This is a genomic window from Micromonospora sp. HB375, from assembly GCF_017872985.1.
GTDB lineage: Bacteria > Actinomycetota > Actinomycetes > Mycobacteriales > Micromonosporaceae > Micromonospora > Micromonospora chalcea.
On record NZ_JAGGJO010000001.1, the window covers coordinates 4,862,200 to 4,880,980 of the forward strand.

Below are 18,781 nucleotides of genomic sequence, written 5' to 3' on the forward strand. Positions count from 1 at the left end.
GTCGGTGGTCAGCCGATCGGGTCCGGCGCGGCGTGCGGCGCTTGACCGGACGTGGCCCGCGCCCGGCGCCGCCGGGAGTGACGGCGGTAGAACGTGACCAGGAACATCGCCTGGAGCGTGCCCTCGACGAGCAGGACGAGCGCGCCGTCCACGGCCGCGAGCAGGCTTCCGCCGGTCGCGCCGGCCAGCACGGCCGAGCCGGCCTGGATCGCGCCGTGCGCGACGATCGGGATTCCGAACAGGACGAAGCTGGACAACGCGACAGCGCTGCCCGCCACCACCGCCAGCGCGTAGATCCGTACCGCGCGCCGCTCGTGCGGCGGCAGGACGGCGGTGGGGTCCCCGGCCGACGGCGTCACCCGGCCGGGAAGCGCCGCGTGCAGACCTCGGCGCAGCAGGTGCCGGGCGTACGCGAAGCCGTCCTGGAACAGGTTGCGGCACCGCAGCAGGTCCAGCAGGACGAAGTAGCAGTCGGTACGCATGTAGACGTGCAGTTGCAGCGCCATCGACATGACGATCACCAGAACGACGGCGGACAGCAGGCCGCCGACCAGCGGATGCGGCCGGGCGTACGCCATCACCAGCAGCGCGGCGCACACCACGGCGGAATCCCAGAGCAGGCCGCTGAGATAGACGCGGTACCGGTGGCGGCGCGGCACCGACCAGATGGCCGTCACGTCGGTCTCCAGGACCAGATGGTGCAGCCGGGTGGCGAACCGGATCCGGGCCGGCGCGTCCAGCGAACGGGCCGCCACCAGGTGACTGAACTCATGCAGCACCGCCGTCCCGGAGAACAGCACGGTGTTCACGAGCACGGCGAGACCGACGTAGCCGGTCCAGAAGAAGTCCCGGTACGACGGCAGCAGCTCGGGACGGCGTACCACTGTGGCCAGCGTCGCCGCGACCAGCGCGACGTAGGCCACCTTCGCCGCGGGGCCGAACAGCCAGCGCACGTGCCGGGCCCGCAGCCAGGGCAGGTGCGGCCGGTCCTCGCGGCGGGCGTCGCCGGTGGGCCGGCCGTCGACCTCGGCCACCAGGCCCGCCTCCCGCAGCGCGAGCACCAGGTCCACGAGGTCGAGGTCCACGTCGTGGTCGGCGGCGATCCGTTCCTCGGCCACGCCGATCGGCGCTCCGCCGTCGAGCAGCTCGACGGCGCGGACGCCGATCGCGGGCAGTTCCACGAACTCGCCGACCTCCGGCCGGCCCACCACCACCGAGTCCGGGTCGTCGTCGGACGGCCGGATCCGCAGCGGGTGGAACCGTACCCGCGTCGCGGCGCCCAGATCCGGCGCCGCCTCGACCTCGGTGGTCGTCATCGCCCGGTCCTCACGCGCCGCGCGGACCGCACGAGGGGCAGTCCGGGTCCCGCGGCACGTCGATGAAGTAGTGGTGGTCCCAGCGCGCGGCGTTCTGGTGGAAGACCCGGCCGGCGACCTGCTGGGGCAGCCCGCCGAGGTGGTAGAGCACCTCCAGCGCGCAGAGGTGACCGGTCACGTTCGCGGTGGCGGCGATCACCGCGTTCGGTCGTTCCCCGCCGCGCAGCGGCGTGCCGTCGGTCTGGATCTCGTGCTTGTCCGGCCGCCGCCGCAGGCAGGTGTAGCACCCGGTGCGGCCCGGGAGGAACGAGCCGACGACCGTCATCGGCCCGGTGTAGAGCGCCATGAACCACGGCGTGCCGGTACGCAGCGCCGCCTCGTTCGTCCAGTCCTGGATCTGGTCGACGGGCCGGTCCGCGCAGAGGACGAAGGCGTCCCGCCCGTTCATCAGCGGCACCAGGTCGTCGGCGGAGCGGACCCGGCACTCCTCCCCGGTGACGTCGACGTGCGAGTTCATCGCCCGCAGCCGGTCCACGGCGACCTTCACCTTCGGCTGGCCGAGGTCGCTCTCGGTGTAGAGCAGCTGGCGGGTCAGGTTCGGCTGGTCGATCACGTCGAAGTCGGCGCAGTGCAGGCCGCCGACGCCGCTGGCGACGAGTCCAGCCGCGACCGCCGTGCCGGTGCCGCCGAGACCGAGTACGGAGACCCGCGCCCGCCCGATGCGCGCCTGCACCTCGAAGGGCGAGCTGCGGGGCTGGGTGTCGATCCAGGCGTAGAAGTGCCGGGCCCGGTCGTAGCGCTGCGCGGCCTCCGCGGTGAACCCGTCGGGCAGCGGGGCCGCCGCGTCCTCGACGAAGCCCTGCGCGATGAGCTGGTCCACCACATCGCGGACGCTGCCCTCGTCGATGCCCGGGTGCGTCTCGGCGAGGTCCGCGCAGACCTCCCACACGTACCGGGTGCCGTCCAGCAACGTCAGGATGCGGGCGATCGTGCCGTCCTCGTCGTCCTGGATCTCCGACGCGACGCCGTACTGCATCAGACCGATGATCAGCCGGTTCCCCGGCAGCGTGTAGGGCTCGTGGACACTCTTGACGCGCGGCTTGAGCATGGGACCGCAACCTCACTAACGCTCGGCGGAAGACGGGAAGCGGCACCCCGGCCGCCGCGGTAGGTGGCGGCGGCCGGGGTGCCGGCGCGGATCAGGCGCCGTTGCTCTCGCGGATGACGGTGGTCTCCAGCCGCTCCAGCTTGCGGACCTTCAGCGAGAGCTTCTTCTTGCCGGCCTGCTCGATCGTGGCCTTCTCCATGGACGCCTCCTCGATTCGGGTACGCCTTCCGTGGTGCCGGAAGGCGAGCCCAAGCCTGTCGCCCGGCGTCACCGGTCGATCACAAGTCGATCATCAGCGGCCGTTGATGATCGCCGCCACCATCCGGGTGCGTGGCCCGACCTGTGATGATCGCGTTGCTCGGCGTCGACGGCTCCGGCAGGACCACCCAGGCCGAGGCGCTGGCCGAGCGGCTGCGCCGGCGAGGTGTCCGGGCGCGGTACTTCGAGAACGCCGGTGGGAGGCCACTGTGGAACCGGCTGGCCCGGGCGCTCGGCCGGGCCGACGGGTTGGCGCTGTTCGGCCGTACCGTCCATCCGGCGCTGGAGGCAACCGTGCGCGCGGCGGCGATGGCCCGGACCGTGGCGGTGGCCCGCCTGACCGGCCGGGTGGTGGTGCTGGACCGGTGGACCTGGTGCCAGGACGTGATCAAGGCGGCCCGGGGCGACCGGAGACGGCGGGTGGCCGCGCGCCGGGGGCGGCGTTAAGAAGGGGCCCCTTTACTACCGGAGGCGTTAAGAAGGGGCCCTTCCTTACCCGCGGTCGCGCAGCCAGCGCAGCACGTCGGAGGGCAGCTCGCGGTCCTCGCGCTGCTCGCGGCGGTCCGGCTCGGTCCGCCGGGGCGGCTGCGGACGCTGCGGGTCGCCGACCAGCGCCCGGCTCGGCGCGGTGAAGTCGGCCACCGGCTCGCCGGTGACCGCTGTCCTGATGGTCCGCGCGACCGCGTCGATCACCTTCGCCTGCACGGCGGAGCCGACCAGGTCGGTGACGTCGTCCGGGTTGGCGGCGATGCCGGCCACGGCGACCTGCGGGGTGTACCCGACGAACGTCTCCGTGGCGTTCCGCTCCGAGCTGCCGGTCTTGCCGGCGACCGGGCGGCCGACGATCCCGTCGACGGCGGTGGCGGTGCCACCGTTGCACTGCCCGAACGCCGACTGCTGGCCGACCGGGCAGCGGGCCGCGTCGGTGGCGGCCCGGGCCACGTCCGGGTCGAGGACCCGCTTGCACTCCGGTTGCCCCACGTCGACGGTCCCGCCGTCGGGCGTGGTCACCGAGACCACCGGCAGCGGCGTGCAGTACGTGCCCTCGGCGGCCACCGTCGCGTACGCGTTCGCCAGGTCGAGCGGGGTGGTGGCGGCCACGCCGAGCGTGAACGCGCCCCAGTCGGCGGCGTGGTCGCGGGCGAACGTGGCGTCGGAGTCGGCCCGGAAGGTGATGCCGAGGCGCTGCGCCATCTCCACCACCTTGTCCTCGCCGACCTGCTCGGCCAGCCAGACGAAGTACGTGTTGACGGAGCGGCCGAAGCCGTCCCACATCATCCGGTAGCCGTCCATCCACTGCGGGTTGGCGTTCGCCGGGCACCAGGTGCCGTCGCAGTTGCCCTCGTCGTCGGAGGCGTACCGGGTGGGCAGGCGGCTCGGGGCGTCGAAGCCGGTGGACAGCGGTTTGCCGGCCTCCAGCGCGGCCAGCATGGTGAACATCTTGAACGTCGAGCCGGCCTGGTAGCCGTCGACGCTGGCGCCGCCGGAGATCAGCGGGTTGACCGTGTTCGGGTGGTTGGCCTGCCCGTCCGGGTTGGCGTCGAGGCTGTAGTGCCGGTTCACCGCCATGGCGAGCACCCGGCCGGTGCCGGGCTCGACCGCCGCGATCGGCAGCGCGCGCTTGTTGCCGTACCCGTAGACCTTGGTGGCCTGCTCCTGCGCGGTCTCCTGGATCTTCGCATCCAGCGTGGTGACGACCCGGTAGCCGCCGCGGCGCAGCGCCTGCTCGCGCTCCTCGGGGGTGCTGCCGAACGCGGGCTGGGTGAGCCACCACCGGCGCAGGTAGTCGCAGAAGAAGCCCCAGTCGTCGTGACCCTGGGCGGTGGCGGTGCAGCCGTTGGGCTGGGCGGTCGGGCGCAGCGTGGGCGCCTGCGCCTTCGCCGCGGCGGCCTGCTGGGCGGTGATCGCGCCGGTCTCGGCCATCGCGTCCAGCACGTACGCCCGGCGGGCCAGCGCCTGGTCCAGGTCGCCGTCGATCGGGCTGTACGCCTCCGGCGACTGGACCAGACCCGCGAGCAGCGCCGCCTCGCCCAGCGTCAGGTCAGCCGGCGCCTTGCCGAAGTAGCGCTGGCCGGCGGCGGCGACGCCGTACGCGCCGGAGCCGAAGTACGCGATGTTCAGGTAGCGGTTGAGGATCTCGTCCTTGGACAGCGACTGTTCCAGCGCGTTCGCGTACCGGATCTCCTGGAGCTTGCGCCCGACGGTCTGCTCGGTGGCGGCCTGCCGCTCCGCCGGCGTGCGGTTCGGGTCGGTCTTGAGCACGTTGCGGACGTACTGCATGGTCAGCGTGGAGCCGCCCTGCTCGGTGCCGCCGCCGGAGACGTTCGCCACCAGCGCGCGGGCGATGCCGCGCAGGTCCGCGCCGCCGTGTGAGTAGAACCGCCGGTCCTCGGCCGCGATGATCGCCTGCCGCATCACCGGGGCGATCTCGTCCAGCGACACGTCGGTGCGGTTCACGTCGTAGAACGTGGTGATCAGCGTCTTGCCGTCGTTGGCGTAGAGGTAGGAGCGCTGTGGCTGCGCCGGGGTGCGCAGCGCGTCGGGCAGGTCCGCGTACGCGCCGAGCGCCGCCCGGGCGGCGAACCCGCCGAGCAGTCCGGCGGGAAGCGCGGCGACCGCGAGGACGAGCCCGGCGAGCAGGCCGGCCAGCAGCACGGTGAACAGCCGCGACAGCGGCGACCTGGGTGACGGCATGAAGGCAAGGATTGCCACGAAAGCCGCCTACCGGCCACCTCGCCAGGCAACTGTCAGTTACTTCACGGCGACCGCCCAGCTGAAGAACCGGTCAACCGGCACCGAGTGGGCCCTTCGGTGACGCGGGCGGCACCGGAGCGGCGGCGACGCTGGCGGCTGCCGCATCCCGGGCGATCGCCTCGGGCACCAGGCGGCCGCTGCGGTAGCCGATGCCGATGCCGGAGACCAGCACGAAGATCGCGCCGAACGTCTGGAGCGAGCCGATCAGCGCGCCGCCCAGGCCGAGCAGCGGGGCGGCGATCATCAGCATGGTCCCGTCGCCGTAGGAGAACATCCCGGACCGGGCCACCGACCAGCCGGTCAGGAACCAGCCCGCGCTGTAGAGCGTCGCGCCGAACAGCACGATGCCGCGCGCGGTCACGCCGAACACCGGCGTCTGCTCGGCCAGCCCGGCGAACGGGAGCATCAGCACCATCCCGCCGATGCTGGCGAGCAGCCCGGCCAGCGCGACGCGGCGGCAGCGGGTGGCCGCGAGCAGGCCGGTGAGCGCGAGCAGGGCGAGCAGCCCCAGCCACACCGAGGCGACCCAGCCGACCAGGTAGAGCGGCCGGCCGTCGGCCGGGTACGGGTCGTTGCCCACCCCGCCGTCGCTGGCCATCGCCACCAGGCCGTAGAGCACCGCGTACGCCGGCAGCAGCCAGACCGCCGCGCGGGCGAACCGGCGGATCGACCAGGCCCAGGTCGCGTCGGTGGCGGGCGCGCCGGGGCCGGGCTCGGAGACGAACGGCAGGACCCCGAACCCCCCTCCGGTACGCCGGGAGCCGATCGGCCCGGCGGGGTCGTGCGCGCCGGGGACCGGGGTACGGGAGAACAGCCGGTTCGCCGGGTCCTTCATGCGTCACCTCGTTCGCGCCGCGGGTGGCCCGGGACACGCAACGGCGCTCCGGCCCTGCTCACCACCCGTCCTCAAGACCGATGGTGGCAGTCGCCGGAGCGCCGTATGAGGACTTCTCGGATTTGCCGGTCAGCCCCGCTCGCGCTGGTCCGCCGGGTCGTTCACCAGGCTGGCCGGCGACACCGGCTCCGGCGCGGGCAGGCCCTGCGGGGTGTTGCCGCCGGTGGCCTGCGCCTCGGCCACCCGTACCTCGTTGTGGATCTCCTGGGCCGCGACAGCCGCGGCCTGGGCGGCCTCGGCGGCCTCCCGCTCGACCTCGCCGGCGCTGCGGGCGGCCTCCGGCGACGGCACGTCGCCGGCCATGTTGGCCAGCCCGCCCAGCGCGCCGCCCATGCCCTCCAGGGCCTTGGTCAGCTCGGTCGGGACGATCCAGACCTTGTTGGCAGTGCCGTTGGCGATCTGCGGCAGCGCCTGGAGGTACTGGTAGGCCAGCACCTTCTGGCTCGGGTTGGCGGTGTGGATCGCGTCGAAGACGGTACGGATCGCCTTGGCCTGGCCCTCCGCCTGGAGGATCCGGGCCTGCCGGTCACCGTCGGCGCGCAGCACCGCGGCCTGCTTCTCACCCTCGGCGGTGAGGATCTGCGACTGCTTGTGGCCCTCGGCGTTGAGGATCGCGGCGCGGCGGTCCCGCTCGGCGCGCATCTGCTTCTCCATCGAGTCGCGGATGCTCGGCGGCGGCTCGATCGCCTTGATCTCGACCCGGGTCACCTTGATGCCCCAGCGGCCGGTGGTCTCGTCCAGCACGCCGGACAGGTGCCGGTTGATCTCCTCGCGGCTGGTCAGCGCGCGCTCCAGGTCCAGCGAGCCGATCACGTTACGCAGCGTGGTGACGGTGAGCTGCTCGATGGCCTGGAGGAAGTTGGAGATCTCGTAGGTGGCGCGAACCGAGTCGACCACCTTGAAGTAGAGGACCGTGTCGATCGAGACGACCAGGTTGTCGGAGGTGATCACCGGCTGGGGCGGGAAGCTGACCACCTGCTCACGCATGTCGACCTTGGTGCGTACCGCGTCGACGAACGGCACCAGCAGGTTCAGGCCCGGGTTCAGCGTGCGCTTGTACCGGCCCAGCCGCTCCACCACGTCCTGCCGCTGCTGCGGCACGATCCGCACCGCCTTGAACAGCGTCACCACACCGATCAACGCCACCGCGATCATCAGGATCGCCAGAAACTCCATACCGTTCACCTTTTCGCTTCGGGCAGCTCGCCCGGGGTGGAAATGTCGTCCTGCCATACCAGGGCGGTAGCGCCCCGGACCTTGATCACCTGCACCCGCTCACCCTCGGCGTACGAGCGCGTCGCGTCGTACGAGCGGGCCGTCCACAGCTCACCATCGATCTTGATCATCCCGCGCTCGGAGTCGACCGGCTCCAGGACCACAGCGGTGGCCCCCTCCAGCGCCTCCACCCCGAACGGCCGCTCCCCGGTCTCGATCGCCGGCCGCGCGTGCCGCCGGACCACCGGACGGACCACCGCCACCGACAACGCCGACACCACCGCGAAGATCACCGCCTGCAGCGCCACCGGCGCGCCGAGCGCCGCAGCGCCGGCCGCGGCGAACGCCCCGACCCCGAACATGATCAGGAAGAGCGTCGTCGTAAAGATCTCGGCGACCGCCAATACCACACCCAGAACGATCCAGAACACGGCGTCCACGAGAACAATCCTGACACGTCAACGCACGTGTCATCGAACTGTCATGATCGCTAGGCTCGGCTCGGCGTACCGCGCCCACCGCCGACGAGGAGGACGAGATGCCCCTGCTGCCCGAGACCGCGCGTCAGGTGGACCTGCTGGTCGCCCGGGCCCAGGCCGAGGGGCGGGGCCCCTCCCTCGCCCTCGGCGTGGTCCGCGACGGCCGGCTGGCGCACCTCGCCGTCGCCGGTGAGACGCCCCGCCCCGACGCCGACCTGCAGTACCGGATCGGCTCGATCACCAAGACGATGACCGCGGTGCTGGTGATGCAGCAGCGCGACGCCGGCCGGCTGTCACTGGACGACCCGCTGGACGCCCACCTGCCCGGCACCCCGGTCGGCTCGGTGACGGTGCGCCAGCTCCTCGGCCACGTCAGCGGCCTGCAACGCGAGCCGGACGGCGACTGGTGGGAGCGGGTCGGGGGCACGGACCTGGACACCCTGCTCGCCGGGCTGACCCCGGACAAGATCGCCTACCCGCCGCACTTCGTCTACCACTACTCGAACCTGGCGTACGGGCTGCTCGGCGCCGCGCTGGAACGGATCACCGGCACGCCCTGGGCGGAGCTGCTGACCGAGCGGCTGCTGGCCCCGCTGGGCATGCGCCGCACCACGTACCACCCCACCGAGCCGTACGCCCGCGGCTACGTCGTCCACCCCTGGCACGAGACGCTGCGGGAGGAGCCGCGCACCGACACCGCGGCGATGGCGCCGGCCGGCCAGCTCTGGTCGACGGTCGAGGACCTGGGCCGCTGGGCCACGTTCCTGGCCGACCCGGACCCGGCGCTGCTCTCCCCCGCCACGCTCACCGAGATGTGCGCCCCCATGGTCATCAACGACCTCGACTCGTGGACCGGCGGGCACGGCCTCGGCATCGAGCTCTACCGGGTCGGCGACCGGGTGTACGTCGGGCACGGCGGATCCATGCCCGGGTACGTCGCCGGCCTGGCCGTGCACCGGCCCACCCGAACCGCCGTGGTCAACTTCGCCAACTCGTACGGGCTGCGCGGCCACCACATCGGCGCGCTCGGCCGGGAGGCGCTCACACTGGTGCTGGACGCCGAACCGGCCGCGCCCGCCCCCTGGCGCCCGGCCGACCCGCCCGCCGCCGAGGTCGCCGCGCTGACCGGGCGCTGGTGGTGGATGGGCGGCGAGTACGAGTTCCGCGTCGACGCCGCCGGTGACCTGGTCGGCGGCCAGGTCGGCAGACCGCTGCTGCGCTTCACCCCCGAGGGACCGGACCGGTGGCGGGGCCGCGCAGGCTCCCAGGACGGCGAGATCCTGACGGTGATCCGCGACGAATCAGGCACCCCGGCAGCCCTGGACATAGCCACCTTCGTCCTGACCCGAACCCCCGACGAGCTCCCGTAACTCCCGCCCCCGCCCCGCCCCACCCCTGCCCGCCCCTCCCCACCCCCGCCCCGCCGATCTTGCACTTGTGGCCCTCATTTCGCCCCGCTATGCCCGATCCGCGGGGACCACAACTCCATGATCGACGCACACCCGCACCGCCCACCCCCGTGATCAAGGAGTTCGCGTCCGCGTTGATCTCCAATTCACCCGCAAACTCCTTGATCACCCTGGCGGGGGCGGGCGGGGCGCGGGGGGCCGGGGGCGCGAGGGGCCGGGGCGGGGGCGGGTGCGGGTGCGGGTGCGGGCGGAGCTGGCGCACGGCGGGGCCGGGGGCGACCGTGACCGGCGCAGGGATCAAGCCTGACCGCCCGGAGCCGGGCACGGTCGCCCCCGGCCCTCAACCGCAACCGACCTCTCAGACAGGCTCGGTGACGAAGTCGATCAACCGCTCCATCGCGTTGATCAGCGGCGTCTCCACGTCGGCGAAACTGTCCACCCGGGACAGGATGTGCCGCCACATGTCAGCCGGCTCGGCCACCCCGAGCGCCGCGCAGACGCCCTCCTTCCAGGGCTGCCCCGGCGGCACCACCGGCCAGGCCGCGATGCCCAGGGCCGCCGGGCGTACCGCCTGCCACACGTCGACGTACGGGTGCCCGGTGACCAGCACGTGCGGCGAGTTGACCCGGGCGACGATCCGGCTCTCCTTCGAGCCGGGCACCAGGTGGTCGACCAGTACGCCGAGGCGGCGGCCGGGGCCGGGCGCGAACGCGCGTACCTCGTCGGCGAGCGCGTCGATGCCGTCCAGCGGTTCCACCACGACGCCTTCGATGCGCAGGTCGTCGCCCCAGATCCGCTCGACCAGCGCGGCGTCGTGCACGCCCTCGACCCAGATCCGGCTGGCCTTGGCGACCTGCGCCCGTACGCCGTCCACAGCTATCGAGCCGGACGCGGTACGGCGGCGCGCGGCAGGCACCGGGGCGCGGGCCGGCCGCCGCAGCGTGACCGGCCGGCCGTCGAGCAGGAACGCGGCGGGCAGCAGCGGGAAGTTTCGCCGTCGCCCGTGCCGGTCCTCCAGCACCACCGCGCCGGTGTCGAAGCCGACCACCGCGCCGCAGAACCCGGAGTCGGCGTCCTCGACCACCAGGTCCGGCTCGGCGTCGACCTCGGGGGTCACCTTCCGTCGCCGCCAGTCGCCGGCCAGCACGTCGCCGTCGTATCGCCCCGCCATGCCGGAGACGCTAGCCACGACCTCGGCGTGTCGCTCGCCGACGCGCCGACCGGGGCGTCATCCGTCGGCACGAAACGGTGCGAAGGGGTTAGTTGGGGGCAGGTCGCGCCACCGGAGCGGCAGCCGAGACAGCAGCGGCGCGGAGCACGTACCCTTTCGGCATGTCCTCCCCCGCAGCGGGCGCGGCCACACTGGCTCCGCGCCGGTCGAGCCGGTTCGTCGCCTGGGTGCGTGCCTGGCGAGCCGGCCTGGTGCCGTTCGACGAGGTGGCCGACGCGGTCGCCGGCGACGAGGAGCACCTGGTCGCCGACGCACCCGGCACCTGGACCGACGTGTCCCTGCGGGAGGCGCTGCCCAGCCTGGCCAAGCACTCCCCGGACGACATCCGCCTGGTGCTGCCCGCGCCGGGCGACCCGCGCGGCCTGCCCGGCCCGGGCGCGTTCGCCGGGGCGGCGCTGGTGGCCGGCGAGGCGGTGGTGGCCAGCGGCATGGGGTTGGTGCCGGAGGTCCGCACGCACACCTCCGGGTCGGGGATGACCTGGGAGACAGTGCTCTGGCGGGTCCACCCGCTGCCGGCGGACGCGCCGAAGGCGTCCCTGTCCACGCCCGGCGCGGCGGAGGCCGAGGCCGAACTCTCCGCGGTGCTCGCCGAGACGACAGCCACGCTGACCCGCCTCGACGTCGCGCAGTGGCGGCCCGAGCTGGCCGGTGCGCTCGCCGCGTTGCGCCGCCCGGACGGAGGCACCGACCTGCCGCCCGGCTTCGACCCGCGGGCCCGCCGGCTGTTCGCGCGCGCCGCCGTACTCGATCGGGTGCTGGCGCTGGCCGGGGAGAGCGCGCCCGGCGGCGCGGTGAACACCTACGAGGCGCAGCAGCGCGACGCGGCGCTGCGGCCGCTGACCACCGCCTGCCGGCAGGCCCTGGTGGCCGCCTGCAACGCGCCGCTGCGGCTGTAGAACCCCGGCTCAGACCTCGTCGATCAGGTCGGCCACCGAGTCGACGATCCGCGACGGACGGTACGGGTACCGCTCGGCCTCGGCCCGGCTGCTGATGCCGGTGAGCACCAGGATCGTCTCCAGGCCGGCCTCCAGGCCGCACAGGATGTCGGTGTCCATCCGGTCGCCGATCATCGCGGTCGACTCGGAGTGGGCGTCGATCGTGTTCAGCGCCGAGCGCATCATCATCGGGTTGGGCTTGCCGACGAAGTACGGGTCGACGCCCGTCGCCTTGGAGATCATCGCCGCCACCGAACCGGCCGCCGGCAGCGCGCCCTCCATCGACGGGCCGGTGGCGTCCGGGTTGGTGCAGATGAACCGGGCGCCGTCGTTGATCAGCCGGATCGCCTTGGTTATCGCCTCGAAGCTGTAGGTGCGCGTCTCCCCCAGCACCACGTAGTCCGGGGCGAAGTCGCTGAGCACGTACCCCACCGCGTGCAGCGCCGTGGTCAGCCCGGCCTCACCGATGACGTACGCGGTCCCGCCCGGCCGCTGGTCGGCCAGGAACTGGGCGGTGGCCAGGGCGGACGACCAGATCGCCTCCTCCGGCACGTCCAGCCCCATCCGGGCCAGCCGGGCCTGGAGGTCACGCGGGGTGTAGATGGAGTTGTTCGTCAGCACCAGGAACGGCTTGCCGGAGGCACGCAGCTTCTTGACGAACTCCGGCGCGCCCGGCACCGGCTGTCCCTCGTGCACCAGCACGCCGTCCATGTCGGTGAGCCAGCTCTGCACCGGCTTGCGGTCAAGCATCGTGTCGTCCCCAGGGGTGTCGTCGGGTCGGGCTCAGGGCCGGCGGGCCGGGGGTACGCAGCACAACGCCGGGCAGGTGTCCCAGGCCGGCAGTTCGCCGAGCCGGCGGCGCAGCCGCTCGCCGTCCGGGGCGGTGCGTTCCAGCACCAGCTCGCGGACCATCGCGACGAACCGCGGGTCGACGCCCGGGGTGCCGGCGCGGACGAAGTCCAGGCCGAGCTGCTTGGCCGTCTCCAGCGCCTCGGTGTCCAGGTCCCACACCACCTCCAGGTGGTCGGAGACGAAGCCGATCGGGCTGACCACGACGCTCGTCACGCCCTGCTCGGGCAGCGTGGCCAGATGGTCGTTGACGTCCGGCTCCAGCCACGGCACCTGCGGCGGGCCGGACCGGCTCTGCCAGACCAGGTCGTACGCGAGGTCCGGCGCGGCCGCGGCGTGCACCAGCCGGGCGACCTCCTCGAGCTGGGCGGTGTACCGGCCGCCGTGCGGGCCGGCGCTGGCGGCCGCCGACATCGGGACCGAGTGCGCGGTGAAGACCAGCCGGGTGCTGTCCCGCTTCGCGGGGTCGAGCTGGGCGAGCGCGGCGCGGACCGCGTCGGCGTGCGGCTCGATGAAGCCGGGGTGGTCCCAGAACTGGCGCAGCTTCTCGATCAGCGGGGCGTCCGGGCCGACCGCGGCGCGGGCCGAGGCGATGTCCTCCTGGTACTGCCGGCAGGAGGAGTAGCCGCCGTACGCGCTGGTGACGAACGCCAGCGCCCGGGTGATCCCGTCGTCGCGCATCCGCGCCACCGTGTCGGCGAGCATCGGGTCCCAGTTGCGGTTGCCCCAGTAGACCGGCAGGTCGACGCCGTTGGCGGCGAAGTCCGCGCGGATCGCCGCGAGCAGGTCACGGCACTGCTGGTTGATCGGCGACACCCCGCCGAAGTGCAGGTAGTGCTCGGCGACCTCGGCCAGCCGCTCCGGCGGCACCCCCCGCCCCCGGGTGACGTTCTGCAGGAACGGGAGAACGTCCTCGGGCCGCTCCGGGCCGCCGAAGGAGACCAGCACCAACGCGTCGTACGCCATGGGGTCCATTCTTCCTCGCCCGCCGTGACGGTGTGGCGACGCCCCCTGGTCGGCGCGGTGACCACCCGGGCATGGGGTGTTAAGAAGGGCCCCTTCCTATGCGCGAGGCGTTAAGAAGGGGCCCTTCCTTACATCTCAGGCGCCGATGGCGTGGTAGCCGCCGTCGACGTGGACGATCTCGCCGGTGGTGGCCGGGAACCAGTCCGACAGCAGCGCCAGGCAGGCCCGGGCGGCCGGCTCCTGGTCGGTGAGGCTCCAGCCCAGCGGGGCCCGCTCGGTCCAGGCGTCCTCGAACTGGTCGAAGCCGGGGATGGACTTGGCGGCGATGGTGCGCAGCGGGCCGGCCGCGACCAGGTTGCTGCGGATGCCCTGCTTGCCCAGGTGCAGCGCCAGGTAGCGGGAGGCGGACTCCAGCCCGGCCTTGGCCACGCCCATCCAGTCGTAGACCGGCCACGCCTTGGTGGCGTCGAAGGTGAGGCCCACCACGGCGCCGCCGGAGGACATCAGCGGCAGCGCGGCCATGGCCAGGGACTTGTACGAGTAGGTGGAGACCTGGAGCGCGGTGGCCACGTCCGCCCACGGGGCGTCGAGGAAGCCGCCGCCGAGGCAGCTCTGCGGGGCGAACCCGATCGAGTGCACCACCCCGTCCAGGCCGTCGACGTGCTCGCGTACCTTGTCGGCCAGGCCGGCCAGGTGCTCCTCGCTGGTGACGTCCAGCTCGATCACCGGCGCGGGTTCGGGCAGCCGCTTGGCGATCCGCTCCACCAGGGAGAGCCGGCCGTAGCCGGTGAGCACGACCTGGGCGCCGTTCTCCTGGGCGAGTTTCGCCACCGAGAAGGCGATCGAGGCGTCGGTGATGACGCCGGTGACCAGCAGTCGCTTACCGGCGAGAAGTCCGGACATTGCGTGTCTCCTCCGTGCTCTGCTCAGTGACCCATGCCGAGGCCGCCGTCGACCGGGATGACGGCGCCGGTGACGTAGCCGGCCGCGTCCGAGGCGAGCCAGGTGACGACGCCCGCGACCTCGTCCGGGGTGGCCATCCGCCCGGCCGGGATCGCCTTGCGCAGCTCCGCCTTGCGTTCCTCGGGCAGCCCGGCGGTCATGTCGGTGTCGATGAAGCCGGGCGCCACCACGTTCGCGGTGATGTTGCGGCTGCCCAGCTCGCGGGTGATCGAGCGGGCCACACCGACCAGGCCGGCCTTGCTGGCCGCGTAGTTGACCTGGCCCGCGCCACCGAAGAGGCCGACCACCGAGGAGATGAAGATCATCCGGCCCCACCGGTTCCGGAGCATCTTCGTCGAGGCCCGCTTGGCGACCCGGAACGAGCCGCTCAGGTTGGTGTCGAGCACGCGGGTGAACTGTTCCTCGGACATCCGCATGAGCAGCGTGTCGTCGGTGATGCCGGCGTTGGCGACGAGCACCTCCACCGGGCCCAGCTCGGCCTCGACCGCGGTGAACGCGGCGTCGACCGACTCGGCGTCGGTCACGTCACACCGCACCCCGAACAGGCCCTCCGGGGCCTCGCCGCTCCGGTACGTGACGGCCACCCGGTCGCCCTGCTTGGCGAAGGCCTGCGCGATGGCCAGGCCGATCCCCCGGTTGCCGCCGGTCACCAGCACCGTACGGGCCACGGATCCCCCTCTGCTCCAGTGATCTCTCGGTCCGGTCGGAGCCTAGGGGTTACCGGTAGGTAAGCGCTAACCCGAGCAGGTCACACGCCGGCGCCGCCGGGGTCGGCGGCCGCGCGCGCGACACCCGCACACACCGGTGTACGATCACCGGGTCTGCGGGCCGGTCTGCGCCCGCGTTCCAGGCCCCGCCGACCGTAGGAGGTGATCGCTGTGCGAGATAGCGATCCTCCCAGTCGTGGCCGGGCCCACCGTCAGCCCCGCTGAGCCACGGCTCGGTCGACGCGGCTGACCCGCTTCCCGCCCTCCGCACCGCATCCGCTCTCCGGCGCCCACGCCGGGGCGGCCCTGCCGCGCGGCGGAGCACCCGGTCACGACTTCGTGCGCGTACGCCCCGACCCCCCACGGCCCGCACCGGGCCGACTGTCGCCACGGAGCACACCCATGAGCCGTTACGTCGCCCCCCTGGGTTTCACCCTCGCCGCCGTCTGGGTGGCGGTCCTGTTCGTGCTGGCCGGCGGCGGTCACTGACCACCGCCGGCCGGGCCCGGCTCAGACCAGCCGGGACGTCCAGAGCAGACTCAGCCCGCCCGCGCACAGCGCCAGCAGCAGGGCGACGCCCGCGTACCACTGGGTGATCTCGCGCGGCTCGGTCCGGTAGCCGATCGAGCTGCCCATGTCCTGGTAGACCTGCTTCAGCTCGCTGGCCGACGCGGCCTCGTAGAAGAAGCCCTGGGTGGTCTCCGCGAGCTGGGACAGCGCGGTGCGGTCCACCGGCACCCGCTGGAGCTGCCCGCCGATGTCGACCTGGCCCGAGTCGGTGCCGAACGCGATGGTGGACACCGGCACGTTCGCCGCCTGCGCCGCCGCGGCGGCCTCCTCCACCGACCGGCCGGAGGTCCGGTAGCCGTCGGACAGCAGCACGATCCGGGCCGGCGGGATGCCGGCGGCGCCGTCGGCCGGCACCGAGCGGATCGCCTCCAGGCAGGTGAAGACCGCCTCGCCGGTGGCTGTCGCCTCGGCCAGCACCAGCCCGTCGATGGCGGTGTTCACCGCCGCCCGGTCCTTGGTCGGCGGCACCAGCACGTTCGCGGACTTCGCGAACGACACGAGCCCCAGGTTGTAGCTCTCCGGCAGCTCGCCGACGAACTGCTTGGCCGCCTCCTGCGCCGCCTCCAGGCGGTTCGGCGACACGTCGTCGGCCTGCATCGACAGCGACACGTCGATGGCGAGCATGACGGTGGCCCGCTCCAGCGGCTCGCGGGTGTCGATCGCCGGGCGGGCCAGCCCGGTCGCCAGCACCAGCAGGCAGAGTAGGAACGCGGTGGCCGCCACGTGCCGCCGCCAGCCCAGTCCCTTGGGCGCGACGGTACGCAGCAGGTCGACGTTTGTGAACCGCAGCGCGTACTGCCGGCGGTGCAGTTGCCGCCAGACGTACGCGGCGGCGAGGGCGAGCACCGGCAGCACGGCCAGCAGCCACCACGGTTGCAGAAAACGGATCATCGAGTCGTCCCTCGGGTGCGGGCGTGCCGCTGCGCGGCGACGAAACGCACCATGTCCAGCAGCCAGTCTCGGTCGGTACGCAGGCGCAGGTGGGCCGCGCCCGCGGCGCGCAGCTCGGCGGCGATCGCCCCGCGCTGGGCGGCCGCCGCCTCGGCGTACCGGCGGCGCAGGCCCGGGTCGGCGGTCTGCACCTCGTGCAGCTCGCCGCTCTCCGGGTCGACCACCGGCAGCACCCCCACGTCGGGCAGTTCCAGTTCCCGCGGGTCGACCACCTCCACGGCCAGCACGTCGTGGCGGACCCGCAGCTTACGCAGCGGCCGGCCCCACTGCTGCGGCGGCGCGAGGAAGTCGGAGATGACCACCGCCACGCCGCGCCGCCGGGGCGGCCGGTTGAGCATGTCGACGAGCGCGCCGAGGTCGCTGCGACCGGGCCGGATCTCGGCGCCGGCCACCGCCCGCAGCAGCCCCTGGGCCTCCTTGCGGCCGGCGCGGGCGGGCAGCCGCAGCAGCTTGCCCGGCCCACCGGCCCCGCCGGTGCCGACGACGGCGCCGATCCGGTTGCCGCCCCGCACGGTGAGGTGGGCCAGCGCGGCGACGGCGGCGACCGCCACGTCCCGCTTGAGCCACCGCCCGGTGCCGAAGTCCAGGCTGGCCGACATGTCCACAGCCAGCCAGGTCTCCAGCTCGCGGTCGGCGACCGTACGCCGCACGTGCGGCATGGTGGTGCGGGCGGTGACCGGCCAGTCCATCCGGCGCACGTCGTCGCCGGGCCGGTACTCCCGGGACTCCCCCGCCTCGCTGCCCGGGCCGGGCAGCAGCCCGGCGTAGTCGCCCTGGAGCAGCCCGTCCAGCTTGCGGGTGACCATGAGCTGGAGCCGGGCCAGCACGGCTCCGGAACGGTCGCCGGTGGCGAGCCGGGTGGGCGGGGTCACGGCCGCTGCCCGGGCCATCCGTTGTGCGGCACCGCCGGCGGCGGCGCGGCCTGCTGACGGGGCGCGACAGCGGGCAGCGGGATGGTCGACATCACCCGGTGCACGATGTGGTCGGCCGGCACGTCGTCGGCGAGCGCGTCGTAGCTGAGCACCAGCCGGTGTCGCAGGATGTCCGGCGCGATGTCCTGCACGTCCTGCGGCAGCGCGTAGTCGCGCCCGCGCAGCAGCGCCAGCGCGCGGGTGGCCCGGACCAGGCCGAGCGAGGCGCGCGGGCTGGCGCCGTACTGGATGAGCTGGGCGACGTCGGGCATGCCGTGCTCGGCCGGCGCCCGGGTGGCGAGCACCAGCCGGACCGCGTAGTCGACGAGCGCGTTGTGCACGAAGACCTGGTCGGCCTTGCGCTGCAGGGCGATCAGGTCGGGGGTGTCGAACACCCGGGCCGGCTCCGGCGGGGCGACGCCCATCCGGTAGACGATCTCGCGTTCCTCGGCGTCGGTCGGGTAGCCCACGACGATCTTCATGAGGAAGCGGTCCCGCTGCGCCTCCGGCAGCGGGTAGACGCCCTCCTGCTCGATCGGGTTCTGGGTGGCCATCACCAGGAACGGGTCCGGCACCCGGTGACTCTCGCCACCGATGGAGACCTGCCGCTCGCTCATCACCTCCAGCAGCGCCGACTGCACCTTGGCCGGCGCGCGGTTGATCTCGTCGGCGAGCAGGAAGTTGACGAAGACCGGACCCAGCTCGACGTCGAACTTCTCGCTGGACTGCCGGTAGATCCGGGTGCCCATGATGTCGGCGGGCACCAGGTCCGGCGTGAACTGGACCCGGGCGAACGATCCGCCGACGACCCGGGCCAGCGTCTCCACGGCGAGCGTCTTGGCCACGCCCGGTACGCCCTCCAGCAGGCAGTGCCCCCGGGCCAGCAGCGCGACGAACATCCGCTCGACCATCCGGTCCTGGCCGACGATCACCCGCTTGGTCTCGAACAGCGCCCGCTCCAGCAGCGTGGCGTCCTGCGCCGGGGTGGTGGCCGCCGGGGGCGGGGCGTCCGGCGGCGCCTCGGTCGGGTTCGGCACGTCGGGTGTGGTCGGCTGGGCCACCGGTCCTCCACAGCAGGGTCGTCGTCGCGGCGTGGTGCGTATCAAGACTGTCATGCCTCGCTGAGAGCCGAGGGTGGGAGAGGCACGATTTTCGCCGCGCCGTCCGGCCACGCCGTACCGCCGCACGAAAACGCTGAACACGGGTGGACAAAAAGGGGTCCGCAGTGTGTACGATTCACCCCGTCGCCGGGCGGCTCCCCCCG

17 protein-coding genes are annotated in these 18,781 nt (G+C 73.2%); 3 read left to right on the forward strand and 14 right to left on the reverse strand.

The window, feature by feature from the left end; all coding sequences use genetic code 11:
• Window positions 1–8: 8 nt before the first annotated feature.
• Together J3R08_RS21190 and J3R08_RS21195 are read right to left on the reverse strand one after the other, a co-directional pair.
• Window positions 9–1,316: a hypothetical protein gene (locus J3R08_RS21190; RefSeq protein ID WP_209962587.1), complete on the reverse strand. Its 1,308-nt coding sequence runs from the start codon at window positions 1,314–1,316 to the stop codon at window positions 9–11.
• A 10-nt stretch (window positions 1,317–1,326) separates the two neighbouring features.
• The gene (locus tag J3R08_RS21195) at window positions 1,327–2,424 is read right to left on the reverse strand and encodes a TOMM precursor leader peptide-binding protein (RefSeq protein ID WP_209962590.1); all 1,098 of its coding nucleotides are present in this window, start codon (window positions 2,422–2,424) and stop codon (window positions 1,327–1,329) included.
• A gap of 330 nt (window positions 2,425–2,754) precedes the next feature.
• Between J3R08_RS21195 and J3R08_RS21200 the strand changes: the two genes are divergently transcribed.
• The gene (locus J3R08_RS21200; protein ID WP_280841855.1) at window positions 2,755–3,129 is read left to right on the forward strand and encodes a hypothetical protein; all 375 of its coding nucleotides are present in this window, start codon (window positions 2,755–2,757) and stop codon (window positions 3,127–3,129) included.
• A 45-nt stretch (window positions 3,130–3,174) separates the two neighbouring features.
• Here J3R08_RS21200 and J3R08_RS21205 read toward each other — a convergent pair whose 3' ends face one another.
• The 4 genes from J3R08_RS21205 to J3R08_RS21220 all read right to left on the reverse strand — a co-directional run bounded on the left by J3R08_RS21205 (window position 3,175) and on the right by J3R08_RS21220 (window position 7,986).
• Window positions 3,175–5,376 (reverse strand): transglycosylase domain-containing protein, encoded by a 2,202-nt coding sequence (locus J3R08_RS21205; protein ID WP_245254781.1) that lies wholly within the window; start codon window positions 5,374–5,376, stop codon window positions 3,175–3,177.
• A gap of 91 nt (window positions 5,377–5,467) precedes the next feature.
• Window positions 5,468–6,271: a hypothetical protein gene (locus J3R08_RS21210; protein ID WP_174535182.1), complete on the reverse strand. Its 804-nt coding sequence runs from the start codon at window positions 6,269–6,271 to the stop codon at window positions 5,468–5,470.
• 129 nt (window positions 6,272–6,400) lie between these two features.
• Complete coding sequence (locus tag J3R08_RS21215) at window positions 6,401–7,507, reverse strand: SPFH domain-containing protein (protein WP_069087716.1); 1,107 nt, start codon at window positions 7,505–7,507, stop codon at window positions 6,401–6,403.
• Between the two features lie 5 nt (window positions 7,508–7,512).
• On the reverse strand, window positions 7,513–7,986 hold the full coding sequence (locus tag J3R08_RS21220) for an NfeD family protein (RefSeq protein ID WP_209962594.1): 474 nt from the start codon (window positions 7,984–7,986) through the stop codon (window positions 7,513–7,515).
• 98 nt (window positions 7,987–8,084) lie between these two features.
• Here J3R08_RS21220 and J3R08_RS21225 point away from each other — a divergent pair, with 98 nt between their 5' ends.
• A complete protein-coding gene (locus tag J3R08_RS21225) occupies window positions 8,085–9,395 on the forward strand; it encodes a serine hydrolase (RefSeq protein WP_209962596.1) in 1,311 nt (436 codons plus the stop codon).
• A gap of 397 nt (window positions 9,396–9,792) precedes the next feature.
• Here J3R08_RS21225 and J3R08_RS21230 read toward each other — a convergent pair whose 3' ends face one another.
• The gene (locus J3R08_RS21230; protein ID WP_064445354.1) at window positions 9,793–10,605 is read right to left on the reverse strand and encodes a DUF3097 domain-containing protein; all 813 of its coding nucleotides are present in this window, start codon (window positions 10,603–10,605) and stop codon (window positions 9,793–9,795) included.
• Window positions 10,606–10,766: 161 nt separating this feature from the next.
• Here J3R08_RS21230 and J3R08_RS21235 point away from each other — a divergent pair, with 161 nt between their 5' ends.
• Complete coding sequence (locus tag J3R08_RS21235; protein ID WP_030504270.1) at window positions 10,767–11,561, forward strand: hypothetical protein; 795 nt, start codon at window positions 10,767–10,769, stop codon at window positions 11,559–11,561.
• A 9-nt stretch (window positions 11,562–11,570) separates the two neighbouring features.
• Here the strand turns inward: J3R08_RS21235 and J3R08_RS21240 are convergent, their stop codons facing one another.
• From J3R08_RS21240 to J3R08_RS21270, 7 genes are all read right to left on the reverse strand, one after another.
• On the reverse strand, window positions 11,571–12,350 hold the full coding sequence (locus J3R08_RS21240) for an HAD-IIA family hydrolase (RefSeq protein WP_043329726.1): 780 nt from the start codon (window positions 12,348–12,350) through the stop codon (window positions 11,571–11,573).
• 33 nt (window positions 12,351–12,383) lie between these two features.
• Window positions 12,384–13,415 (reverse strand): ferrochelatase, encoded by a 1,032-nt coding sequence (locus J3R08_RS21245; protein WP_064445353.1) that lies wholly within the window; start codon window positions 13,413–13,415, stop codon window positions 12,384–12,386.
• Between the two features lie 135 nt (window positions 13,416–13,550).
• Window positions 13,551–14,318: an enoyl-ACP reductase FabI gene (fabI, locus tag J3R08_RS21250; RefSeq protein WP_043329725.1), complete on the reverse strand. Its 768-nt coding sequence runs from the start codon at window positions 14,316–14,318 to the stop codon at window positions 13,551–13,553.
• Window positions 14,319–14,341: 23 nt separating this feature from the next.
• The gene (gene fabG / locus J3R08_RS21255) at window positions 14,342–15,046 is read right to left on the reverse strand and encodes a beta-ketoacyl-ACP reductase (protein ID WP_043329724.1); all 705 of its coding nucleotides are present in this window, start codon (window positions 15,044–15,046) and stop codon (window positions 14,342–14,344) included.
• 549 nt (window positions 15,047–15,595) lie between these two features.
• Complete coding sequence (locus J3R08_RS21260) at window positions 15,596–16,546, reverse strand: VWA domain-containing protein (RefSeq protein WP_064445352.1); 951 nt, start codon at window positions 16,544–16,546, stop codon at window positions 15,596–15,598.
• Window positions 16,543–17,496, reverse strand: a complete 954-nt coding sequence (locus J3R08_RS21265; protein ID WP_069087712.1) for a DUF58 domain-containing protein — start codon at window positions 17,494–17,496, stop codon at window positions 16,543–16,545. The genes J3R08_RS21260 and J3R08_RS21265 overlap by 4 nt, the downstream gene beginning before the upstream one ends.
• On the reverse strand, window positions 17,475–18,578 hold the full coding sequence (locus J3R08_RS21270) for a MoxR family ATPase (protein ID WP_043329721.1): 1,104 nt from the start codon (window positions 18,576–18,578) through the stop codon (window positions 17,475–17,477). Before J3R08_RS21270 ends, J3R08_RS21265 begins: the two co-directional genes overlap by 22 nt.
• Between the last annotated feature and the right edge of the window lie 203 nt (window positions 18,579–18,781).